The following is a 19,258-nucleotide window of genomic DNA, read 5'->3' as shown; positions in this document are numbered from 1 at the left end:
CTGCCCCGCCGGGGCGTGTACGTGCGTGAGCGGCTGCCGCGAGGGAAGGAGCCGTGGCCGGACGACATGGCGCCTTCCGCGGACTCATGACGGATATACGCCCGAACCCACCGCGTAACACCGCGTCGCACGGCACGATGGCGCGTATGACCGCTCCACACCCCGATGCCGACCGCGCGGCCGCCCGCCGCAGTCTCGAAGGGCTCGCCCTGGGCGACGCCTTCGGCGAACGCTGGTTCCCTCTCTTCCGCGAACGTCAGCGCGCGTACGCGGAGATCAGGGCCAGGATCACGCCGCCGGAACTGGAGTGGCACTGGACGGACGACACCGCGATGGCCCTGGCGATACAACGCGTCCTGGACGAACGCGGCGCCATCGACCAGGACCGGCTCGCGCTGTGCTTCGCCCGTACGTACGACGCCGATCCGGCCCGCGGTTACGGGCACGGTATGCACATGCTGCTGCCCGCCCTGCTCGCGGAGCCGGCGAACTGGCGCACCCTGGCCCCCGGGCTGTTCGAGGGCGGCAGTCTGGGCAACGGCGCGGCGATGCGGGTGGCGCCGCTGGGCGCCTGGTTCGCGGCCGATCTGGACCGCGTGACCGAACAGGCCGTGCTCTCCGCCGAGGTGACCCACGCACACCCGCAGGGCATCGCGGGCGCGGTGGCGATCGCGGTGGCGGCGGCGCTGTCGGTACGGTCCGAACTCTCCGTGGCGGCGGTGGCCGAGGCGACCCCTGAGGGTCCGGTACGGGACGGGCTGGCGCGGGCGGCCGAACTGCCCTTCGCCACCGAGCCGTGGAAGGCGGCGGATCTGCTCGGCAACGGCCAGCGGATCCGGGCCGACGACACGGTGCCGTTCGCCGTATGGACGGCTGCCCGCCACCGTGACGATCTGGCCGCCGCGCTCTGGTCGACTGCCGAGGGCTTCGGCGATGTCGACACGACCTGCGCGATCACGGCGGGCATCGTCGCGGCCCGCACCGGGACGGGCTCGGTCCCTACGGAGTGGCGGGAGCGCCGGGAGGCGCTGGCGTAGCCGGTACACGGTGCCCGGGTCGCGCCCGCCGCGGTGCCGGAGGCGGGGCCGGGGCCGGGGCCGCGAGGGCGATCTCCGGGAGCGAGGCGTCCGCACCGCGCGCCGCCACCAGTTGCAGCCCCACCGGACATCCGTCCGCCGTGAAACCGGCCGGAATGCTCGCCGCGGGATGCCCGCTCAGATTGAACGCCCAGGTCAACGCGGTGGAGTACAGCTCGCCCGGACCCTCGTGGCCATGCGGCCTGTTGGGTGTGACCGGGGTGAGCAGCAGCGGCGTACGGGCGAAGAGCGCGTCGAGCCGCCGGTCGTTCTCCGCCCGTACGTCCGACGCCCGCGCCATTGCCTCCCGGCTGCCGCCACCGCCGCCACCGCCGTCACCCCGTATCGCCATCCATGCCTCGCGCGGGTCCAGCAGCGTGAACGGCCGCCGCGCCGGATCGAGTCGTACGACCCCAGCCGCCACCAGCCGGTCCACCGCGGCCCGTACCACCGCCGCCACCTCCGGATCCGGCCGTGCGTACCCGAGGTCGGGGGAGAAGGCGGCGGGCACGGGGAAGGCCGGCCGCGGCTCCTCGTAGCTGTCCAGCACACACCGCAGATACGCGCGCGCCTCCGCCGCCGATCGCGCCAGCACACCCGCCGAGGCCAGACCGGTACGGTCCGGGGACGGCAGCAGCCCGTTCGTCGTCTTCAGCCCGAACACCCCGCACCAGGCCGCCGGGATCCGGACCGAACCGGCCCCGTCGCTGCCGGTCGCCAGCGGCACCATCCCCGCCGCGACCGCCACCGCCGACCCGGCGGAGGACCCGCCGGGGGTACGGTCCGCGCGGTACGGGTTGACCGTACGGCCGTGCCTGCCCTGCCCCCAGGTCTGCCAGTACGTGCCGGGCCCCGGCACCGCCGTCGACCCGACCGGCACCGCGCCCGCCCCGATCAGCCGCCCCGCCGCGTACGACCGGATGCCCGACGGTCCCTTCACCGCGAACGGCAGCCCGGCGAGCGGGAGTCGGCGGTCCACCGTCCGCGCCCGTTCCCTGGCTTCGGCGTCCCACACCTCGATGAACGCGCACAGGGCGGGATCGAGCCGCTCGATCCGCGCCAGCGCCTCCGCGACCCTGTCCTCCGCCACCGCCCCCGCCCTTTCCGGTCCGACAGGCCCCGCCCTCCGGGCGGACGGCGCTATGTGTCAGACAGGGCCTAGTCTCGCAGCGCCGCCCGCATCACCGCCCGCGCGATCGGCGCCGCGTCGCCCCCGCCGCTGATGTCCGACCGGTTCGCCTCCGCGTCCTCCACGACCACCGCCACCGCGACCGCGGGCCGGCTCGAATTGCCCGCCTGCGCCCAGGCGATGAACCAGGCGTACGGCGTCCCGGTGTTGCCCACCCCGTGCTGCGCCGTCCCCGTCTTCCCGCCGACCGTCGCCCCGTCGATCCCGGCGTTCGCTCCCGTACCGTCCTCGACGGCCCCGATCATCAGCTGCCGCAGCCGCTGCGCCGTGTCCGGGTTCATCGCCCGCCGGTAGGAGCGCTCGCCCGTACGGGAGACGATGTCGCCGTCCGCGTTCATGGTCCGGTCCACCAGGAAGGGGTACTTGAGCTCCCCGCCGTTCGCGACCGCCGACGCGACCATCGCCATCTGGAGCGGGGTGGCCCGTGTGTCGAACTGTCCGATCGAGGACAGCGCCAGCTGATCGTCGCTCATGCGGGTGTCGAAGTGGGACGCGGCGACCCCCGAGGGGATCGTGATCCCGGTGTCGTTGAAGCCGAACTTCCGCGCCGTCGCCACCATCGCGGAGAGCCCGGTCTTCACGCCGAGCCCGGCCATCACCGTGTTGCAGGACCATCTGATCGCGTAGTCCAGTGACGCCTTGTCGCATCCGTCCGTCTCGTTGGGCAGCGCGGTCCGTGTGCCCGGCAGGACATACGGCTCGGCGATACCGGTCGGGGCATGGACATCGGTGACCGTCCGGGAGTCCAGCGCGGCCGCCGCCGTCACGATCTTGAAGGCGGAACCGGGCGGATAGGTCTCCCGGATGGCCCGGTTGAGCAGGGGCTGCGCCTCCGCCCCGGTCAGCCGGGCCCACGCGCCGTTCACGGCCCCGTCGGTGCCCGACAGCTGCCCGGGGTCGTACGACGGGCTGCTGACCAGCGCCAGGATCCTGCCGCTGAACGGCTCGACGGCCGCGACCGCGCCGCGTCTGCCGGCCAGTGCCTCGTACCCGGCCCGCTGCATGGACGCCTTGATCGTGGTCGCCACCTGCCCGCCGGGGCGCCGGCCGCGGGTGATCTCGTTCCAGAAGGGGAACGGGGCGAGCATCGGGTCCGTACCGGAGAGGATGTCGTCCTCGGCGTACTCCAGCAGGGTCGTCCCGTACGTCTGGGAGGCGTAGCCGGTGACGGGCGCGTACAGCGGGCCCTGGGTGTAGGTGCGTTCGTAGCGCAGCTGCTGTCCGCTGTCCCTGGAGCCGGTGACCGCGCTGCCCTCGACGAGGATGTCGCCGCGCGGCTGCGAGTAACGGGCCACGGTGCCACGGCGGTTGGCGGGGTTGTGATCGAGCGAGTCCGCGTCGATGACCTGGATCCTGGCCGCGTTGACCAGCAGGGCGACCAGCAGGACGAGACAGAAGACGGCGGTCCGCCGGATGTACCGGGTCACGGCCGCCACCTGCCTCCGACGGGGCGGATCACCGCTGTCTCCTCCCTCGGGCATGGCGCGTCATCGCTGGTCCCTCCAGGCGTTCCCGATCTCGTCGGCCGGCGCGACGACGCCCGGCTCCGCGCTCTCCGGGCGCGGGCTGCGGGCCGAGTCGCTGAGCCGGATGAGCAGCGCGACCATCACCCAGTTGGTGACGACGGACGAGCCGCCCTGGGCGAGGAAGGGCATCGCCATGCCGGTCAGCGGGATCAGCCCCGTCACCCCGCCCGCGATGACGAAGACCTGGAGGGCGAGGATCGCGGAGAGCCCGACGGCGAGCAGCCGGCCGAAGGGGTCGAGCACGCAGAGGGCGGCGCGGTAACCACGGGCGACCAGCAGGGCGTACAGCATGAAGAGGGCGGTCAGGCCGACCAGGCCCAGTTCCTCGCCCGCCGTGGCCAGGATGAAGTCGGACTTGGCGGCGAAGCCGATCAGGATGGACCGGCCGAGCCCGAGGCCGGTGCCGAGCATCCCGCCCGCGGCGAACGCGAAGAGGGACTGGGCGAGCTGGCCGGGTCCGCGGCCGGCGGCGATCGAGGCGAAAGGGTTGAGCCAGTCCTGGACGCGGCTGTGGACATGCGGTTCCAGCGAGCCGACGGCGAACGCGCCGACCGCGGCGAGCAGCAGCCCGACGGCGATCCAGCCGGTACGTCCCGTCGCGACATAGAGCAGGATCACGAAGAGCCCGAAGAAGAGCAGGGACGTGCCGAGGTCCCGTTCGACGACGAGGACCATGACACTGAGCAGCCAGATCGCCACGATCGGGCCGAGCACGCGGCCGGTGGGCAGTTGGAGCCGCCAGACCTTGCGGCCGGTGAAGGCGAGGGCGTTGCGGTTGGCGGCGAGGTACGCGGCGAAGAAGACCGCGAGCAGGATCTTGGCGAACTCCCCGGGCTGGAAGGAAAATCCGCCGACCCGGATCCAGATCTTGGCCCCGTTCACGGCGGGGAAGAAGATCGGCACGATCATCAGCGCCAGCGCGGTGGCGACCGACAGATACGCGTACCGCTGGAGCAGCCGGTGGTCGCGCAGGAAGACGACGACGGCGATGAACAGCGCGACACCGAACGTGGACCAGACCAGCTGGGTGGGCGCGGCCTTGTCGCCCGGAGTCTCCAGGTCGAGACGGTAGATCAGCACCAGTCCGAGGCCGTTGAGCAGCACCGCGATGGGCAGCAGCAGGGGGTCGGCGTACGGGGCGCGCAGCCGGACGGCGATATGCGCGAGGAGGGCGAGCATGCCCAGACCGGCGCCGTATCCGCCGGCGTCGGGCGGTACGGCGTGGTTCCGGCCGAGACCGACGCCGATGTAGCCGAAGACGGAGATGAGGACGGCGCAGAGGAGGAGCGAGAGTTCGACACCCCGGCGCTTGGGGTGGCGAATCCCGGGTGGGGGAGCGTCCGCCGTCGTTGCGGTCATGCGCCGAAACGTAGCAAGGCGGCATGCCTTATGTCCGGTTATGTCGGGATGTTAGATGACGGTCGTCCGGTTGCGGTCGTCCGGCGGCGGTCGCTCACTGCTGGTAGGGGTTCCCCTGCTGCGGCTGCCCGTACGGCTGACCGCCGCCCTGCCCGTTCCCGGGGCCGTACCCCTGTCCGCCCGGCTGGCCGGTGCCCTGGGCCATGAGCTGGTCGGCCTGCTCCTTGGTCACCTGCCGCTCCGCGCCGCAGAACGTGCACTGGGTCGCGAACTTGGTGGAGAACGGGAACAGCGGCACGAAGAACAGCGTGAACTTCGTGACGCGCTTGCGGAGCGTGTGCGCCGACGGATTACCGCACTGGCCGCAGATCAGCGTCAGTATCGCCAGCTGGTAGAGGTAGCCCTTGGTGCCGAAGATGATCATGGGTGGGATTCCTTAGGGAGGACCGGCGCGTGCTGAGGATCGCGTGCTGAGGGATCGCGCGCTCAGGGAGAGTCTGCCGTACGGATGGCGGCCGGGGCGGGGCCGCGGGCTATTGCCCCCGTGGCACGGGTGCTGTTCCCATGGTCGTGGGGGTGGTGGGGCATGAGCCGATTACGCGTCACGCCGGCGCGCGGGCAGGGCCGGGACCGGCTGTACGTGAGCCTGCGGGACGGTACGACCGTCGCCTGGTACGACAAGGGCACCGGGCGGGTGAGCGTGCTCTCCGGGGCGGGGCGCGACGAGGTGCTCGCCGCGCTGGCGCCGTATCTCACCGGCGAGGTGACCGTAGGGCCGCCGCGGGTGCCGACCCCCGCCGATCTCGACCGGCTCTCGCTCCACCCCGATGACGACCTCGCCCCGAACCGTCCCGGCGAAGGGCTCCACGCGGAACTGGACGCGCTGCCGGCCGCCGACCGCGTCGGTCGGGCCGGCCCCGACGAGTCCTCCGCGCCGCTCCCGTGGCGGCGATGGCGCCAGGATCCCCGGCAGGCGGAACTGCTCGCCCAGGAGACCGTCGGCGACGGGCTCGACCGGCTGGAGGGCGCGGGCTGGCGGGTGCTGCACTCGATACCGCTGCCAGGCGCCGCCCGTATCGACCATCTGGCGATCGGCCCGGCCGGGGTCCTGGCCGTACGGACGCTCTCGGCCCGGAAGCGCCGGGTCGGTGTCGCCGACCCGCAGGTCCGCGTGGGGCGCGCCGCGCCGGTACCCCATCTCCGCTGGGCCCGCCGCGCCGCGGAACGCGCCTCGCACGCGCTGGCGGCCGACGTACGCCCCGTACTCGCCGTGGTCGAGCCCGCACGCCTGGACGCCCTGCCGATGCCACCGGACGTACGGATCCTGCGCGACACGGAGATCCCGGCGCTGGCGTCGCTCGGGGGCGTCCTGAAACCGGCGGACATCGAGTCCCTGTACGCGACGGCGCGAAACCGCCACAACTGGCTGCGCGTCTAGGGCCTTTCGTTTGGATCTTGCCGGGCTCGCGGGGTCTGGCACCGCGCCTCGCCGCGTTGTCGTCGGTCCACGACGCTCCGCGTCGCCTCCCTCCTCCGCCTTGCGATCCACGGCACCAGACCCCGCTCCCTGATCCGGCCTGATCCAAACGAAAGGCCCTAGGGCCTGTCCGGGGTGGGACTCAGGGCAGCGGCGCGGCGCTGTCGGGGTCGGTGAGCGGGCCGAGGAGATCCCCGTACCGCTCCAGCCGCCCCTCGATGTCCCCCAGCCGGAAGACCAACTGCCCGGCGTCCGTACAGTCGGCGACCTCTTCCCAGGTCACGGGTGTGGAGACGGTCGGCTCGGCCTTGGCGCGCAGGGTGTAGGGCGCCGCGGTGGTCTTCGCGGCGGCGTTCTGGCCGTGGTCGACGAAGACCTTCCCGGGCCGCAGCGACCGCCGCATCCGGTGCACCACCAGCTCCGGCATCGCCGCCTCCGCCTCGACGGCCAGACCCTTCGCGTACGCCGAGACCTCCGCGGACGGGGCGCGCTCCAGCGGTACGAGGAGATGCAGCCCCTTCGACCCCGAGGTCTTCACGTACGCCTCCAGCCCGTCCGTACCCAGCCGCTCGCGCAGCCAGAGCGCCACCGCGCAGCACTCCACGGCGGTGGCGGGCGCCCCGGGGTCCAGATCGAGGACGAGCCTGTCGGCGCGCTCGGGCGCGTCGGCGCGCCACTGATGCGTGTGGAACTCCACGACCAGGTTCGCCGCCCACATCAGCGACGCGAGGCCCTCCACCACCACCTGCCGGCCGGTGTCGGCCGTCCTCCTGGGCACTTCGGCGATCCGTACCCAGTCGGGCGTACCGGGCGGCGGGTTCTTGGTGAAGAAGAGCTGCCCGTCCGGCCCGTCCGGGTAGCGGAGGAAGGAGACGGGGCGGTCGGCGAGATGGGCGAGCAGGGGGGCCGCCGTAAGGGCGTAGTAGTGCAGGACCTCGCCTTTGGTGGTGCCGGTGGCGGTGTAGAGGACCTTGTCCAGATTGCTGAGCGCCAGCCGTCGCCCCTCCACCTCTGTGATCGGCGTCATACGATGAGAATCCCATATATTTCGTGAATCTCGGACGAAAGGGATGGAACGTGCGATCCATATGGAACGGCGCGATCTCCTTCGGGCTCGTCAGCATCCCGATCAAACTGGTCAACGCCACCGAGAACCACTCGATCTCGTTCCGGCAGATCCACAAGGCGGACGGCGGCCGTATCCGCTACAAGAAGGTCTGCGAGCTGGACGGCGAAGAGGTGGCGATGCCGGAGATCGGCAAGGCGTACGAGGACGCGGACGGGTCCATGATCCCGATCACCGACGACGATCTGGCCGCGCTGCCGCTGCCGACGGCGAAGACGATCGAGATCGTCGCGTTCGTCCCGGCGGACTCGATCGATCCGCTCCAGCTGGACACCGCGTACTACCTCTCCGCTGCCGGGGTGCCCGCGGCCAAGCCGTACACCCTGCTGCGTGAGGCGCTGAAGCGCAGCCGGAAGGTGGCCGTCGCCAAGTTCGCTCTGCGGGGGCGGGAGCGGCTCGGGATGCTGCGAGTGGTCGAGGACGTGATCGCGATGCACGGCCTGCTCTGGCCGGACGAGATCCGCGCCCCGGAGGGCGTCGCACCGGAGACGGACGTCACCGTACGGGAGGCCGAACTCGACCTGGCCGACGCCCTGATGGACACCCTCGGCTCGGTCGCCCTCGACTCGCTGCACGACGACTACCGCGAGGCGGTCGAGGAGATGATCGCCGCCAAGGCGGAAGGCGCGCCGGCACCGGCACCGGAGCCGGCGGCGGGCGGGGGAGGGAAGGTCCTCGACCTGATGGCGGCGCTGGAGAACAGCGTGCGCGCGGCGAAGGAGGGCAGGGCGGAAGGCGAGGCGGAGGGCGGCGAGGTCGCGGAGGTGACGCGGCTCCCGGCGAAGAAGACGGCGAAGAGGGCGGCGAAGAAGACGACGACGGCGAAGAAGACCGCGTCCACGACCGCGTCCACGACCGCGTCGAAGACGGCAACCAAGTCGGCGTCGAAATCGGCCACGAAGACAGCCACGAAGACGGCCACGAAGGCAGCCGCGAAGAAGACAGCTTCGAAGACGGCCGCGAAGTCGGCTTCCAAGACGGCCTCGAAGACGGCCTCCGGCGGCAGGAAGCGCGCCTCGGCCTGAGGGCGTCCGTCCGCGCGGTCCGCCCGGGTGGCGTCCGCCGAGCGGCGCCCCGGCGCCGGCTCCGGCCCGGATGGCACACTGCGCGGGTGGACCGAACGCTGCGCATCGTGCTGGCCGAGGACAGCGTGCTGCTCCGAGAAGGCCTGATCGCCCTGCTGGACCGCTTCGGCCACACGGTCGCCGCGGCGGTGGGCGACGCGCCCTCCCTGCTGACGGCGGTGACGGAGCACACCCCGGACATCGTGGTCACCGACGTACGGATGCCCCCGGGCTTCCAGGACGAGGGCCTCCACGCGGCCGTCCGCCTCCGCGAACGGCAGCCCTCCCTCCCGGTGCTCGTCCTCAGCCAGTACGTCCAGCGCGCCTACGCCGCCGAACTCCTCGACTCGGGCGACGGCTCCGGCGTCGGCTACCTCCTCAAGGACCGCGTGGGCCAGGTGGAGGACTTCGAAACCGCCCTCCAGTCCGTGGCCTCCGGCGGCACGGTCGTCGACCCGGAAGTGGTCCGCCACCTGCTCCGCCGCCGCCGAGACCCCCTGGAACGCCTGACCCCCCGCGAGCGCGAGGTCCTGGCCCTGGTCGCCGAGGGCAAATCCAACGCGGCGATCGCCCGCCAACTCGTCGTGTCCGAGGCGGCCGTGGGCAAACACATCGGCAACATCCTCGCCAAACTGAACCTCCCCCCGGCCGACGACACCCACCGCCGCGTCCTGGCGGTCCTCACCTACCTCCGCGCCTGACCCCTCGCCCCGAGCCCGCCCCACCTGCCCGTGAAATACCTGTTCACAGCCACCCCGCCGAAGCTGGTAGGGTTTCTTTCGTCGCCAAGCACCACGGCGACACGCCCCCGTAGCTCAGGGGATAGAGCAACGGCCTCCGGAGCCGTGTGCGCAGGTTCGAATCCTGCCGGGGGCACCTTGTAGGAGGTGCCCAAAGACCCCGTCACCAGCGGAAACGCTGGGGCCGGGGTCTTCGCGTATGCGCGGGCGGAGTTCGGGTGCTGCGCTGGGGAGATTTTCGGGGCCGCCTTGTGGGCCCGAGCCGGGCTGCCGGGTTTCTCACCCCGCGCGCACCCCTGCCCACCCCCATGAGGCAGGTGTGCGCGCGGTCGGTGGGAACGTTTCCGGTCCGTACGGAAGCGTCAGCACAGTGACCAAAGAAACGCTATCGCCGAAGCCCCCCGACGTGTGACGGTCAATCGACCGACAAACCGACGAGGGACAGCGACAGGTGGGGCATCGCGTGGCACATGAGCCGGATGACTCCCAGGCCGCGCCGGGACCCGCCGAGCGGGAGTTCGTGCGGTTCGCCTACCGCTACGCGCACCTCATCCGAGCGGTGGTGGTCTGCTCCTGCGCCGTTCTGGCCGTACCGGCGATGCCCGCCGAGCGTATGGCCGTCGCGTCGGCCATCTCCTGCGTCGTGCTCGGCTGGAGCGTTCTGCACTACCGGCTGGGGATGGCGGGGGCCCGCCCCGGGCGGTTGCTCGCGGCCGACATGGCGGTCCTGACCGGCCTCTGTCTGACGCAGGATCTGACGATTCCGGACAGCCAGACGATGTACGGGAGCACCTGGCTGCTGGTGGTCGTCAGCATCGTGGCGGTCGGGTACCAGCTGATGTACCCGGCGGGGCTCGCGCTGGCGACGGCGCTGGTGCTGGCCGTCGTGGATCTGGCCGGTGCCATCCTCGACCGCCCCGACGGCTGGGACTACGCCGTGCCCAATGTCAGCTGGCTGCTGGTGCAGAGCCTGCTCGCCCAGGGGCTCTACCGGCTGGTGCTGCGCGCGAGCAGAACCGCCGACGCCGTCGGTACGAAGGCCGCCGCCGCCCGGCGCCGGCACGAAGTGGCCCAGGCGCAGCGGTCGGCGGAGCGGGAGCATCTGGCGACCCTGCACGACACCGCGTGCGCCACGATGCTGATGGTCTCGGCCCACGGCCAGTCCCTCCGGCCGGAGATACTGCGCACCCAGGCCGCCAAGGACATTCGGCGCCTCGCGTCGGAGCGGGCGACGTCCGGTGAGACGGACGTGGCACAGGAACTGTCGGCGGAGACCGGCGACCACCGGCTCGTCGTACGCGCCGAGTTCGACGGCTCGCTCGGCCTGATGTGGCGGCCTGCCGTCGCGGCGCTGCGCGGCAGCCTCGGCGAGGCGCTGCGTAACGTCTCGCGCCACGCGGGCGTCAACTCGGCGACCGTGACCGCGACTCGGGAGGGTGACACCGTCACGGTCGTCGTCAGCGACGACGGTGCCGGGTTCGATGTGACGCGGGTGCCGCCGCACTGCCAGGGGCTGGCCCGCTCGGTCGTCGAGCGCATGGCCGCCGTCGGGGGCCGGGCGACGGTCGACTCCCGGCCGGGGCAGGGCACCGCCGTACGGCTGGAGTGGCCCTATGTCTGACGACCGTCAGCCTCCCGCGCCTCGGTCACCCGGTCCGCCCACGCCCGGTCCGCCCACGCCCGGTCCGTCCCTGCCCGGTCCGCCCGTTCCCGGTTCACCATCGCCCCGCTCACGGCCGTCCCCTCCCCTCCGCCGCGAACACCCCGCCTCCGATCCGCTGACGGACCGTATCGCCGCCGGCATGCTCGGCGCGCTGCGGCTGGCGGGGCTCGTCATCCTCTCCGCCGTCCACTTCGGGCTGGCGCTTCCCGCCCTGCTGGCCAACCTCGACGGTTACCGGCATGCCTGGGTGCAGCTCACCGCCTTCGGCCTGCTGACGCTCATCATCGTGATCGACGCGCTCCTCGGAGTGGCCGGCCGGCGCAGACCGCGCCTCTGGGTCGCGGCCGGGCTGGTGTGCTCGCTCGTGGCGGCCGTCGTCGCCACCAGCCGGCTGCCGGGCGACCACTTCCTCGCCACCCCGCACTGGACGTTCCTGGAGATCGGCTGGTTCGGTGTCCTGCTGCTGTTCGACGCCGGTCTGAAGGCGACGCTGCTCTTCCTCGGGCTCCATGTCGTCGTCACGCTCGGGCAGTTGCTGCTCGCCGGGGTCCCGTCCCGGCAGGCCGCCGCCGGTATGGCCGTCAGCGCCCTCGCCATCTGCGCGTTCCAGATCGCCGCCGCCGTGATGGCCAGGCTGCTGCGCGAGTGCGCGACCGCCGCCTCCGCCACGGCACGGGAGCAGGAGCGGGTACGTACCGAGGCGGCGGTCTCCGCCCAGGTCCACGCCGACCAGCGGTCGCGCTACCGCGATCTCGGCCGCTCCGTACTGCCCCTGCTGACCGGCCTTGCCGACGGAACACTCGACCCCGGGGACGAGCGGGTACGCCGCCGCTGCGCCGTCGAGGCGGCCCGGCTGCGACGCCTCTTCGCCGAACGGGACCACGCGTCGGACCCGTTGCTCCATGAACTGCGGGCCGGTATCGGGGTGGCCGAACGCCATGGGGTCGATGTGCAGCTCGCCGTACGGGGCGCGTCCGCTCCGGTGCCCCGGCATCTGCGCCGCGCGCTGACCGAGCCCGTACTCGCCGCGCTCGCGACCGCCGAGCACAGCGCGCGGGCCACGGTCGTGCGGGGCGGCGGGCAGGTACGGGTCAGCGTGGTGACGGACGCGCCCGGGACGGACATCCCGGAACCGACCGAGCGCGGGATCCGCGTACGTACGGTGCACAGCGAGGGCCGGCTCCTCGTCGAGGCGTCGTACACCCTGAACGCGCCGTCCCTGTCCCCGTCCCCGGCCGCTGACCCAGGTCTACCGGACATCCGGGGCGCTCGGGCCGCTCAGAGCTCGTCCAGCGAGGTCAGCCCGTCCTGAATCGCCCTCGCGACCAGATTCGCCTTGGTCGTCGCGGGCCGCCCCGCGTTGGCGTACTTGATGCGTACCCGCTCCAGATACGTGTTCACCGTACGTACGGAGATGCCGAGGCTCGCCCCGACCATCGCCTTCGACTCCGACTGGAACCACTCCAGCAGCACCTCCACCTCACGCGGGGTCAGCGCGGGGCGGCCCTTTCTGGCGTCGCTGCCGAACGCGCCGGCGAGAGCGGGCGGTGTGTAGGGCCGGCAGTCGGCGGCGGCCAGAGTGGCCGCCATGAGATGCCGCTCGCCCTCGGCCTTCGTCAGATACGTGAACGCGCCCAGATCCAGACAGGTCAGCGCCGTCTCCTGGCTTTCCTGCATGGTGTAGATGATCACCTGGCGCTCCTGCGCGACCAGTTGCTTCAGCTCGGGATACGCGGGCACCCCGTGGGAGTGGGAGAGCTGGAGGTCGAGCACCACCACGTCCGCCGCCCGGCCGGGCCCGCTCATGGCGACGGAGAGGCCGGGGCCCTTGGCCGTGACGGTGATGGGCCGCTCCGACGCGGCGTACCAGGACTCGATCCCGGCGAGCACCACGGGATGGTCGTCGATCAGCGCCACACTCACGGTCTCGTTGTCCGGCACCCCTCAGCCTTTCTCCCGGTCCCTCCACCGACGCTGCCCCGTCATGACCGGCCGAACCCCCGCACCGGATCGGCTCCGGTGCGGGGGCGGGTGGGGACGGGGGTGGAGATGGGCACAGGGGAGCGGGGATCAGTCCTTGGCGTACGGGGAGTTGGCCGCCAGGGTGCGGATCTCCGGGAGCGCGGAGTAGAGCGCCTTGCCCGGGCAGAGCGTCGCGTAGCCGTCGCGGTGTCCCGAGACCGTGTAGAGCGAGGCCTGCTGGCCCGTCTTGTACACGCCCGTGTCACCGGCGGCGGTGAGCGTCACCTTCGCCTCGGGGTCGACTCCGTCGAGCCCCAGCTTCCAGGCGGTGACATCGGCGACGGCCTTCTTGGCGGCGGCGGTCGGGATGCCGCCGTTCTCGTAGTCGCCGAGCACGGAGATGCCCGAGGAGTCGCCGTTGAAGCCGTACGTGTGCGCGCCGCGCACGCGCTTGTCGGTGCCGCCCGCGCGGCCCTCGAAGACCGTGCCGCACTTGTCGACGAAGAAGTTGTAGCCGATGTCGTTCCAGCCGTTGGTCTTCACGTGGTACGTGAGGATCGCACGGATGATCGCCGGGGACTCGGCGCAGTCGTAGGCGTTGGTGCCGGCGGTGTGGTGGACGAAGACCGCGTCGACCTTGTCGAGGTACTCGGCCGGGTCCTTCACCAGCGACTCGTCCGCGCCCCACTCGGCGCGGCTGACGACCGGCGGGGCTCCGGCGGCGGGGGAACCGGTCGGGGACTGCGAGGCGGCCGGGTCCTCCTCGGTGGCGGTCGGGTCCGGCGCGGGGCCGCCGGACGGCTCCTCGGCCGGGTCGGTCGCCGGGTCGGTGGCGGGGTCGGTGGCCGGGGGCGTGTCAGGGTCGGTCGCCGGCTCGGTGGTCGGGGCCTGGGAGCCGCCGCTCGGGCCGCTGTCCTCGCCGCTGTCCGCGCCGCCGTCCGCGCTGTCCGTGGGCGTGGCCGACGGCTCGCCGGTGGCCCCGTCCCCGCCGCCCGTGGTGCCGCCGGTGCCTTCGTCCGTACCGCTGCCGCCGTCCGTACCACCGCCCGTGGAGTCCGAGGGCGCGCTGCTCGGTTCCCCGGCCGGGGCCGTGGTGGGGCCGTCGCCCGGCTCGGCGGGGGCGGAGGGCTCCAGGGCTCCGCCTCCGCCGGTCGTACCGGTGCTCCCGGTCCCTTCGCTCCCGCCCGTCGTACCGCCGTCGGTGGCGGCTCCGTCCTCCGGCGCGATGTCCGAGGGGGACGTGTCCGGCTCGCCCGACGGGGCGGGGGCGGTGGTCGCCGTCGTCTGCTTGCCCGGTGCCTTGGTGTGCTCGGGCTTCGTGCCGCCCTTGCCCTTGCCGTTCCCCTTGGCCGTCGTACCGGGGTCGATCATGTCGAGCCGCGCCCCGCCGGGCAGCGGCTTCTTCTTGTCCTTCGCGCCCCCGCGTACCTCGACCGCGTCCGACGGGCCCACCCACAGCGGCTCGGAAGCGCCGCGTACGCCCGTCGTGTCGCCTTCTGCCGTCTCCGGCGCCGAAACGCCGAACTCGAGGTCCTGCCATTCCCGCCACTGACCGGAGTCCGCGTCGCGGGTACGTATCTGGGCCGTGCCCTCGAAGTCGGCCTTGCGGTCCTTCCACGAGACGCCGATCAGCGAGAAGGCCTCGGTGTCCGTGCGCGGCAGATCGATCGCGTACTTGTCGGCGCCGCCGAGCGCGAGGGTGTGCGACGAGGCAGGCCGGGCCGAACCGACACTTTCCAGATCGTCGCCGCCCTCACCGGTGCCGACGGTGACGACCGCCACCCCCGTACCGCCGAGCACAACAGCGCCCACCGCCAGCCATACCGAACGCTTTCCGGCGATTCTTCTGGTGGACCCCGTGGTGGATCCCGCGCGGGCTCTCTTCGAGCTCATATCCTTCTCCTGGTTTCGTCACCGGCCGTGCCAGAAGGCGGGCGGTTCCGAATTCGGTGTCATGGGCTCGGCGGTTATACAACATTGGCGGGATCACGCACACGCGAGGCGACAAAACGGGCATTCGCCGGGTCCGTTGAGTCCGTCCAAGGAGGAGCCCGGGTGGACCGCCGCTCGACGGATCTCACGGCGTACGAGGAACTGGCCAGGCGCGGCCCCTGCTTCATCTGCGCGTTCCTCGCGGGTGACCCCGCGTTCCGGCACGAGACGGTGTACGAGGACGAGGAGCACGTCGCCTTCCTCGACCGCTACCCCACCCTCCCGGGAAAGCTCCTGGTCGCGCCGAAGGCCCATGTCGAGCAGGTCGTCCGCGAGTTGGACGAGGCCGCGTACACCCGGCTGATGCTGTGCGTACGGACGGTCGCGCTGGCGATGGAGGACGTCCTGGCCCCCGAGCGCACGTACCTGCTCTCGCTGGGCAGCCAGCAGGGCAACACGCATCTGCACTGGCACGTCGCCGGACTGAACGGCAGCAGTACTACGCGCTCATGGCCGAGAACGGCGTACTGGTCACGCCTCCCGAGGAGAGCGCGGCGCTGGCCGAGAGGTTGCGCCGGGCGGTGCGGGAAAGGGTGGGGCACGGGCCTCGATGACCGGCTGCCGCGGGCGCCGGCCCCCGCCGCTACACCGCGTCGTCGGGACGGGACATCCGCAGCGCCAGCTCCCGCAGCAGATCCTCCGAGGTGATGTCCGTACGGCCACTGTCATGGACCTCGGCCAGCTGCGTGAAGACGTACGTGAACGCGCCGATCAGCTGCATCATCGGCGGCAGCGCGGCGGCGGTCACCGCGTGCGCCGCTTCGAGCGGGGTGGACTCCGGGGAGACCGTGAAGGAGGGGAAGACCTCCGCGAGCAGCGACCCGATCTGTCCCTCGCCCGAGCCCCGCTCGCCGCCGGCCGCGCCGCCCTCCCCGCCGATGTCGCCGTCCATGTTCCCGCCCATGTCCCGGCCCGCGTCCCGGTTGGCGGTCCGGATCCACTCCGCGGACTGCGTGAGAATGCCGATGGCCCTGAGAACGACCTCGCTCTGCTCCATACACCAGAGCCTATGGGGACGCGGCACCGGCGGCACAGAGGCGCCCGCCCGGGCACCGCGCCCGCGCCGCCCGCCCGAGGCGGAAGTCGGCAAAACCCGGACGCGGCACCGGGTTCGGACCTACTCTCAAGTGGTGTCGGGCGAGTCCGGCCGGGTGCTCGTTGTCGACGACAACAGGGTCATCAGGCAGCTGATCAGGGTCAATCTCGAACTTGAGGGGTTCGAGGTCGTGACCGCGGCCGATGGTGCCGAGTGCCTGGAAGTGGTCCACGACGTCATGCCCGATGCCATCACCCTCGATGTGGTGATGCCCCGCCTCGACGGTGTCCGTACCGCCCAGCGGCTGCGCGCCGACCCCCGTACCAGCGATCTGCCGGTCGCGATCATCAGCGCCTGTACGCAGTACGAGGTGGAGTCCGGCATAGCCGCCGGTGTGGACGCCTTTCTCGCCAAACCCTTCGAGCCGGCCGAGCTGATCCGGCTCGTCCGGCGGCTGACGCACCGCGAGGGCCCGCCGTCCCTGGACGGCAGACGCGGTGCCGGGCGGGCCGGAAGCGCCCGCGGCTGACCGCATCGCGAAACCGGTTCGCGAAGAGGCCCCCCTCCTCCCATACGCTTGTCCCGTGACCCCCGCCGAGCTCTCCCGAACCGTACGGCGCGCCGTGTGCCGCGCGGTCGAGGACGACGCCCTCCCCGGGCCCGTGCCCGAACGGGTCACGGTCGAGCGGCCCCGTCCCGGCGGCCGGGGGGACTACGCCAGCAATATCGCGCTGCGGCTGGCGGGCCCGGCCGGGCGCCCGCCCCGCGAGGTCGCCGAGATCCTGCGCGCGGCCATCCTGCGCTCGGCGCCGGGCGAGGCTCCCGCGACGAGCCCCGGTATCGCACGCATCGAGATCACCGGCCCCGGCTTCCTGAACTTCACCCTGGCCCGCGACAGCCGCGCCGAGCTGGTCCGTACGGTCCTGCGCGCGGGGCCGCGCCACGGATACGGCGACGCGCTCGCCGGTACGAGTGCGACCCTCGCCCCCGCCGACGAGCCCCGGGCCGCCCTGTGGACCGACACGGTCGTGGAACTGCTCCGCAGCCAGGGCGCGCGGGCGGAGATCGTGCCAGGAGCCGGCGAGAGACTGCGCCCCCTCCCCGCCCCCGCCGGCGACGACGTCTTCGCCCGGCTGGGCCCCGACGCGGCCCGCTGGGGGCTGCTGCGGCCCGCCGCCCACGACCGCCCGCACACCGGCGCGGAGCTGCTCGTACAGCGTGAGAGCAACCCGCTCTTCCGGGTGCGGTACGCGTACGCCCGTACGCGCGCCCTCGCGCGCAACGCGGCACAGCTCGGCATCACCCCCTGCCCGGCCTCCGACGGCACCCCCGAGGTCACCGGTCACGACAGCGCCACCGCGCTCCTGCTCACCGCCCTCGGCGACCACCCCGCCGTCCTCGAATCCGCCGCCCGGCTGCGCGCGCCCGACCGGCTCGCCCGCCATCTCGAACACACCGCGGACGCGTTCCTGCGCTTCCAGGAGACCTGCCGCCCGCTGCCCCTCGGCGACGAGAAACCCTCGGCCGCCCACCGCTCCCGGCTCGCGCTCGCCGACGCCGCCGGGGCCGTGCTGGCCGGCGGCCTGTCCCTGCTCGGCATCGACGCCCCCGCACACCTCTGAAGAGATCCAAGAGAGCCAAGAACATGAGCCGTTCCGCACACCCCGCAGGCCCCCGTCACGCGGATGTCCTCCCCGACGGCCACTACACCGCGCCCGCCGCCGACCTCAACGTCCTCGACGAGAAGGTCTGGTCGCGTACGGTCCGCAGGAACGAGGACGGGGTGGCGACCGTCGCGGGGATCGAAGTGACCCGGCTGGCCGAGGAGTTCGGCACCCCCGCGTACTTCCTCGACGAGGCGGACTTCCGCGCCCGCTGCCGCGCCTGGGCCGACGCCTTCGGCAAGGACGCCGATGTCTTCTACGCGGGCAAGGCGTTCCTCTCCCGGGCCGTCGTCCGCTGGCTCCACGAGGAGGGCCTGAACCTCGACGTCTGCTCCGGCGGCGAACTCGCCACCGCGCTGGCGGCCGGCATGCCCGCCGAGCGCATCGCCTTCCACGGCAACAACAAGTCCGCCCAGGAGATCGAGCGGGCGGTCTCCGCCGGCGTCGGCCGTATCGTCCTCGACTCCTTCCAGGAGATCGTCCAGGTCGCGCACATCGCGCGGCGTCTCGGCAGGCGCCAGCCCGTCCAGATCCGGGTCACGGTCGGCGTCGAGGCGCATACGCACGAGTTCATCGCCACCGCGCACGAGGACCAGAAGTTCGGGATCGCGCTTGCCGACGGGCAGGCCGCGGAGGCCGTCCGGCGGGCCCTCAAGCTCGACGGGATCGAACTGATCGGCATCCACTCCCACATCGGCTCGCAGATCTTCGACATGGCCGGTTTCGAGGTCTCCGCCCGCCGCGTCGTCCAGCTGCTCGCCGACGTACGCGACGAGCACGGCGTGGAGCTGCCCGAGATCGACCTCGGCGGCGGCCTCGGTATCGCGTACACCTCCGAGGACGATCCCAGTGAGCCGCACGACATCGCGAAGGCCCTCAGCGACATCGTCACCCGCGAGTGCGAGTCCGCCGGGCTGCGGACCCCGCGGATCTCCGTCGAGCCGGGGCGCGCGATCGTGGGTCCCACGGCCTTCACGCTGTACGAGGTCGGCACGATCAAGCCGCTCGAAGGGCTGCGTACGTATGTCAGTGTGGACGGTGGCATGTCCGACAACATCCGTACGGCCCTCTACGACGCCGAGTACAGCGTGGCGCTCGTCTCCCGCCGCTCCGACGCCGAGCCGATGCTGACGCGCGTCGTCGGCAAGCACTGCGAGAGCGGCGACATCGTCGTACGGGACGCGTTCCTGCCGGCCGATCTGGCGCCCGGTGATCTGATCGCCGTCCCCGCCACCGGCGCGTACTGCCGCTCGATGGCGAGCAACTACAACCACGCGCTCCGGCCGCCCGTCGTCGCCGTCAGGGACGGTGCGGCCCGGGTGCTCGTCCGGCGTGAGACGGAGGAAGATCTTCTGCGTCTCGATGTCGGTCACTGAAATACATG

Annotated in this window: 18 protein-coding genes and 1 tRNA gene; 11 read left to right on the top strand and 8 right to left on the bottom strand. The window is 72.3% G+C overall.

Annotated features, from left to right (window positions below):
* The first annotated feature begins 137 nt into the window (after positions 1–137).
* Positions 138–1,037, top strand: coding sequence for an ADP-ribosylglycohydrolase family protein (locus ACFRKB_RS26755; RefSeq protein WP_383109012.1), 900 nt, complete (start codon positions 138–140; stop codon positions 1,035–1,037).
* On the opposite strand, the gene ACFRKB_RS26750 is transcribed toward ACFRKB_RS26755, so the two are convergent.
* From ACFRKB_RS26750 to ACFRKB_RS26735, 4 genes are all read right to left on the bottom strand, one after another.
* Positions 1,000–2,166, bottom strand: a complete 1,167-nt coding sequence (locus ACFRKB_RS26750) for an amidase family protein (RefSeq protein ID WP_383108984.1) — start codon at positions 2,164–2,166, stop codon at positions 1,000–1,002. The genes ACFRKB_RS26755 and ACFRKB_RS26750 overlap by 38 nt on opposite strands.
* A 68-nt stretch (positions 2,167–2,234) precedes the next feature.
* Positions 2,235–3,692: a penicillin-binding transpeptidase domain-containing protein gene (locus ACFRKB_RS26745; RefSeq protein WP_383108983.1), complete on the bottom strand. Its 1,458-nt coding sequence runs from the start codon at positions 3,690–3,692 to the stop codon at positions 2,235–2,237.
* A gap of 60 nt (positions 3,693–3,752) precedes the next feature.
* Positions 3,753–5,150, bottom strand: coding sequence for an FtsW/RodA/SpoVE family cell cycle protein (locus ACFRKB_RS26740; protein ID WP_383108982.1), 1,398 nt, complete (start codon positions 5,148–5,150; stop codon positions 3,753–3,755).
* A 94-nt stretch (positions 5,151–5,244) separates the two neighbouring features.
* Positions 5,245–5,574, bottom strand: a complete 330-nt coding sequence (locus tag ACFRKB_RS26735) for a zinc-ribbon domain-containing protein (RefSeq protein ID WP_383108981.1) — start codon at positions 5,572–5,574, stop codon at positions 5,245–5,247.
* A 162-nt stretch (positions 5,575–5,736) separates the two neighbouring features.
* Between ACFRKB_RS26735 and ACFRKB_RS26730 the strand changes: the two genes are divergently transcribed.
* Positions 5,737–6,588, top strand: a complete 852-nt coding sequence (locus tag ACFRKB_RS26730) for a nuclease-related domain-containing protein (RefSeq protein WP_383108979.1) — start codon at positions 5,737–5,739, stop codon at positions 6,586–6,588.
* A gap of 181 nt (positions 6,589–6,769) precedes the next feature.
* On the opposite strand, the gene ligD is transcribed toward ACFRKB_RS26730, so the two are convergent.
* Positions 6,770–7,654 carry a non-homologous end-joining DNA ligase gene (ligD, locus tag ACFRKB_RS26725; RefSeq protein WP_383108978.1) on the bottom strand — a complete coding sequence of 295 codons (885 nt, stop codon included), beginning with the start codon at positions 7,652–7,654 and terminating at the stop codon, positions 6,770–6,772.
* Between the two features lie 50 nt (positions 7,655–7,704).
* Here ligD and ku point away from each other — a divergent pair, with 50 nt between their 5' ends.
* From ku to ACFRKB_RS26700, 5 genes are all read left to right on the top strand, one after another.
* On the top strand, positions 7,705–8,778 hold the full coding sequence (gene ku, locus ACFRKB_RS26720; RefSeq protein ID WP_383108977.1) for a non-homologous end joining protein Ku: 1,074 nt from the start codon (positions 7,705–7,707) through the stop codon (positions 8,776–8,778).
* A gap of 107 nt (positions 8,779–8,885) precedes the next feature.
* Positions 8,886–9,518, top strand: a complete 633-nt coding sequence (locus ACFRKB_RS26715) for a LuxR C-terminal-related transcriptional regulator (protein WP_383109011.1) — start codon at positions 8,886–8,888, stop codon at positions 9,516–9,518.
* Between the two features lie 103 nt (positions 9,519–9,621).
* A tRNA-Arg gene (locus tag ACFRKB_RS26710) sits at positions 9,622–9,693 on the top strand.
* Between the two features lie 327 nt (positions 9,694–10,020).
* Entirely contained in the window at positions 10,021–11,178 is a 1,158-nt protein-coding gene (locus ACFRKB_RS26705) for a sensor histidine kinase (protein ID WP_383108975.1), read from the top strand.
* A 181-nt stretch (positions 11,179–11,359) separates the two neighbouring features.
* A complete protein-coding gene (locus tag ACFRKB_RS26700) occupies positions 11,360–12,532 on the top strand; it encodes a hypothetical protein (RefSeq protein WP_383108974.1) in 1,173 nt (390 codons plus the stop codon).
* On the opposite strand, the gene ACFRKB_RS26695 is transcribed toward ACFRKB_RS26700, so the two are convergent.
* Together ACFRKB_RS26695 and ACFRKB_RS26690 are read right to left on the bottom strand one after the other, a co-directional pair.
* The gene (locus tag ACFRKB_RS26695) at positions 12,499–13,161 is read right to left on the bottom strand and encodes a DNA-binding response regulator (protein ID WP_365975173.1); all 663 of its coding nucleotides are present in this window, start codon (positions 13,159–13,161) and stop codon (positions 12,499–12,501) included. The two genes, ACFRKB_RS26700 and ACFRKB_RS26695, sit on opposite strands and share 34 nt — an antisense overlap.
* Positions 13,162–13,290: 129 nt before the next feature.
* On the bottom strand, positions 13,291–15,075 hold the full coding sequence (locus ACFRKB_RS26690) for an N-acetylmuramoyl-L-alanine amidase (RefSeq protein WP_383108973.1): 1,785 nt from the start codon (positions 15,073–15,075) through the stop codon (positions 13,291–13,293).
* A gap of 162 nt (positions 15,076–15,237) precedes the next feature.
* Here ACFRKB_RS26690 and ACFRKB_RS26685 point away from each other — a divergent pair, with 162 nt between their 5' ends.
* Complete coding sequence (locus tag ACFRKB_RS26685) at positions 15,238–15,822, top strand: HIT family protein (protein WP_383108972.1); 585 nt, start codon at positions 15,238–15,240, stop codon at positions 15,820–15,822.
* Here ACFRKB_RS26685 and ACFRKB_RS26680 read toward each other — a convergent pair.
* Positions 15,758–16,171, bottom strand: a complete 414-nt coding sequence (locus tag ACFRKB_RS26680) for a hypothetical protein (protein ID WP_383108970.1) — start codon at positions 16,169–16,171, stop codon at positions 15,758–15,760. The genes ACFRKB_RS26685 and ACFRKB_RS26680 overlap by 65 nt on opposite strands.
* Before the next feature lie 133 nt (positions 16,172–16,304).
* Here ACFRKB_RS26680 and ACFRKB_RS26675 point away from each other — a divergent pair, with 133 nt between their 5' ends.
* Genes ACFRKB_RS26675 through lysA form a run of 3 tightly spaced genes read left to right on the top strand, consistent with a single transcriptional unit; the run spans position 16,305 to position 19,250 of the window.
* Complete coding sequence (locus ACFRKB_RS26675; protein WP_365975168.1) at positions 16,305–16,739, top strand: response regulator; 435 nt, start codon at positions 16,305–16,307, stop codon at positions 16,737–16,739.
* 55 nt (positions 16,740–16,794) lie between these two features.
* Positions 16,795–17,832: an ArgS-related anticodon-binding protein NrtL gene (gene nrtL, locus ACFRKB_RS26670; protein WP_383108969.1), complete on the top strand. Its 1,038-nt coding sequence runs from the start codon at positions 16,795–16,797 to the stop codon at positions 17,830–17,832.
* Between the two features lie 23 nt (positions 17,833–17,855).
* Positions 17,856–19,250 (top strand): diaminopimelate decarboxylase, encoded by a 1,395-nt coding sequence (gene lysA, locus ACFRKB_RS26665; protein ID WP_383108968.1) that lies wholly within the window; start codon positions 17,856–17,858, stop codon positions 19,248–19,250.
* The last annotated feature ends 8 nt before the right edge of the window (positions 19,251–19,258 follow it).

The organism is Streptomyces scopuliridis (assembly GCF_042790125.1).
GTDB lineage: Bacteria > Actinomycetota > Actinomycetes > Streptomycetales > Streptomycetaceae > Streptomyces > Streptomyces scopuliridis_A.
The sequence above is the reverse complement of the archived record's forward strand: the minus strand, read 5'-3'. Positions and strand labels throughout refer to the sequence as shown.

Excerpts from the sequence above, each read along its gene's own strand:
- ACFRKB_RS26680 (WP_383108970.1), bottom strand. The coding sequence starts at position 16,171 with ATGGAGCAGAGCGAGGTCGTTCTCAGGGCCATCGGCATTCTCACGCAG.
- lysA (WP_383108968.1), top strand. The coding sequence starts at position 17,856 with ATGAGCCGTTCCGCACACCCCGCAGGCCCCCGTCACGCGGATGTCCTC.
- ligD (WP_383108978.1), bottom strand. The coding sequence starts at position 7,654 with ATGACGCCGATCACAGAGGTGGAGGGGCGACGGCTGGCGCTCAGCAAT.
- ACFRKB_RS26700 (WP_383108974.1), top strand. The coding sequence starts at position 11,360 with ATGCTCGGCGCGCTGCGGCTGGCGGGGCTCGTCATCCTCTCCGCCGTC.
- ACFRKB_RS26690 (WP_383108973.1), bottom strand. The coding sequence starts at position 15,075 with ATGAGCTCGAAGAGAGCCCGCGCGGGATCCACCACGGGGTCCACCAGA.
- ACFRKB_RS26740 (WP_383108982.1), bottom strand. The coding sequence starts at position 5,150 with ATGACCGCAACGACGGCGGACGCTCCCCCACCCGGGATTCGCCACCCC.
- ACFRKB_RS26755 (WP_383109012.1), top strand. The coding sequence starts at position 138 with ATGGCGCGTATGACCGCTCCACACCCCGATGCCGACCGCGCGGCCGCC.
- ACFRKB_RS26735 (WP_383108981.1), bottom strand. The coding sequence starts at position 5,574 with ATGATCATCTTCGGCACCAAGGGCTACCTCTACCAGCTGGCGATACTG.
- ACFRKB_RS26730 (WP_383108979.1), top strand. The coding sequence starts at position 5,737 with ATGAGCCGATTACGCGTCACGCCGGCGCGCGGGCAGGGCCGGGACCGG.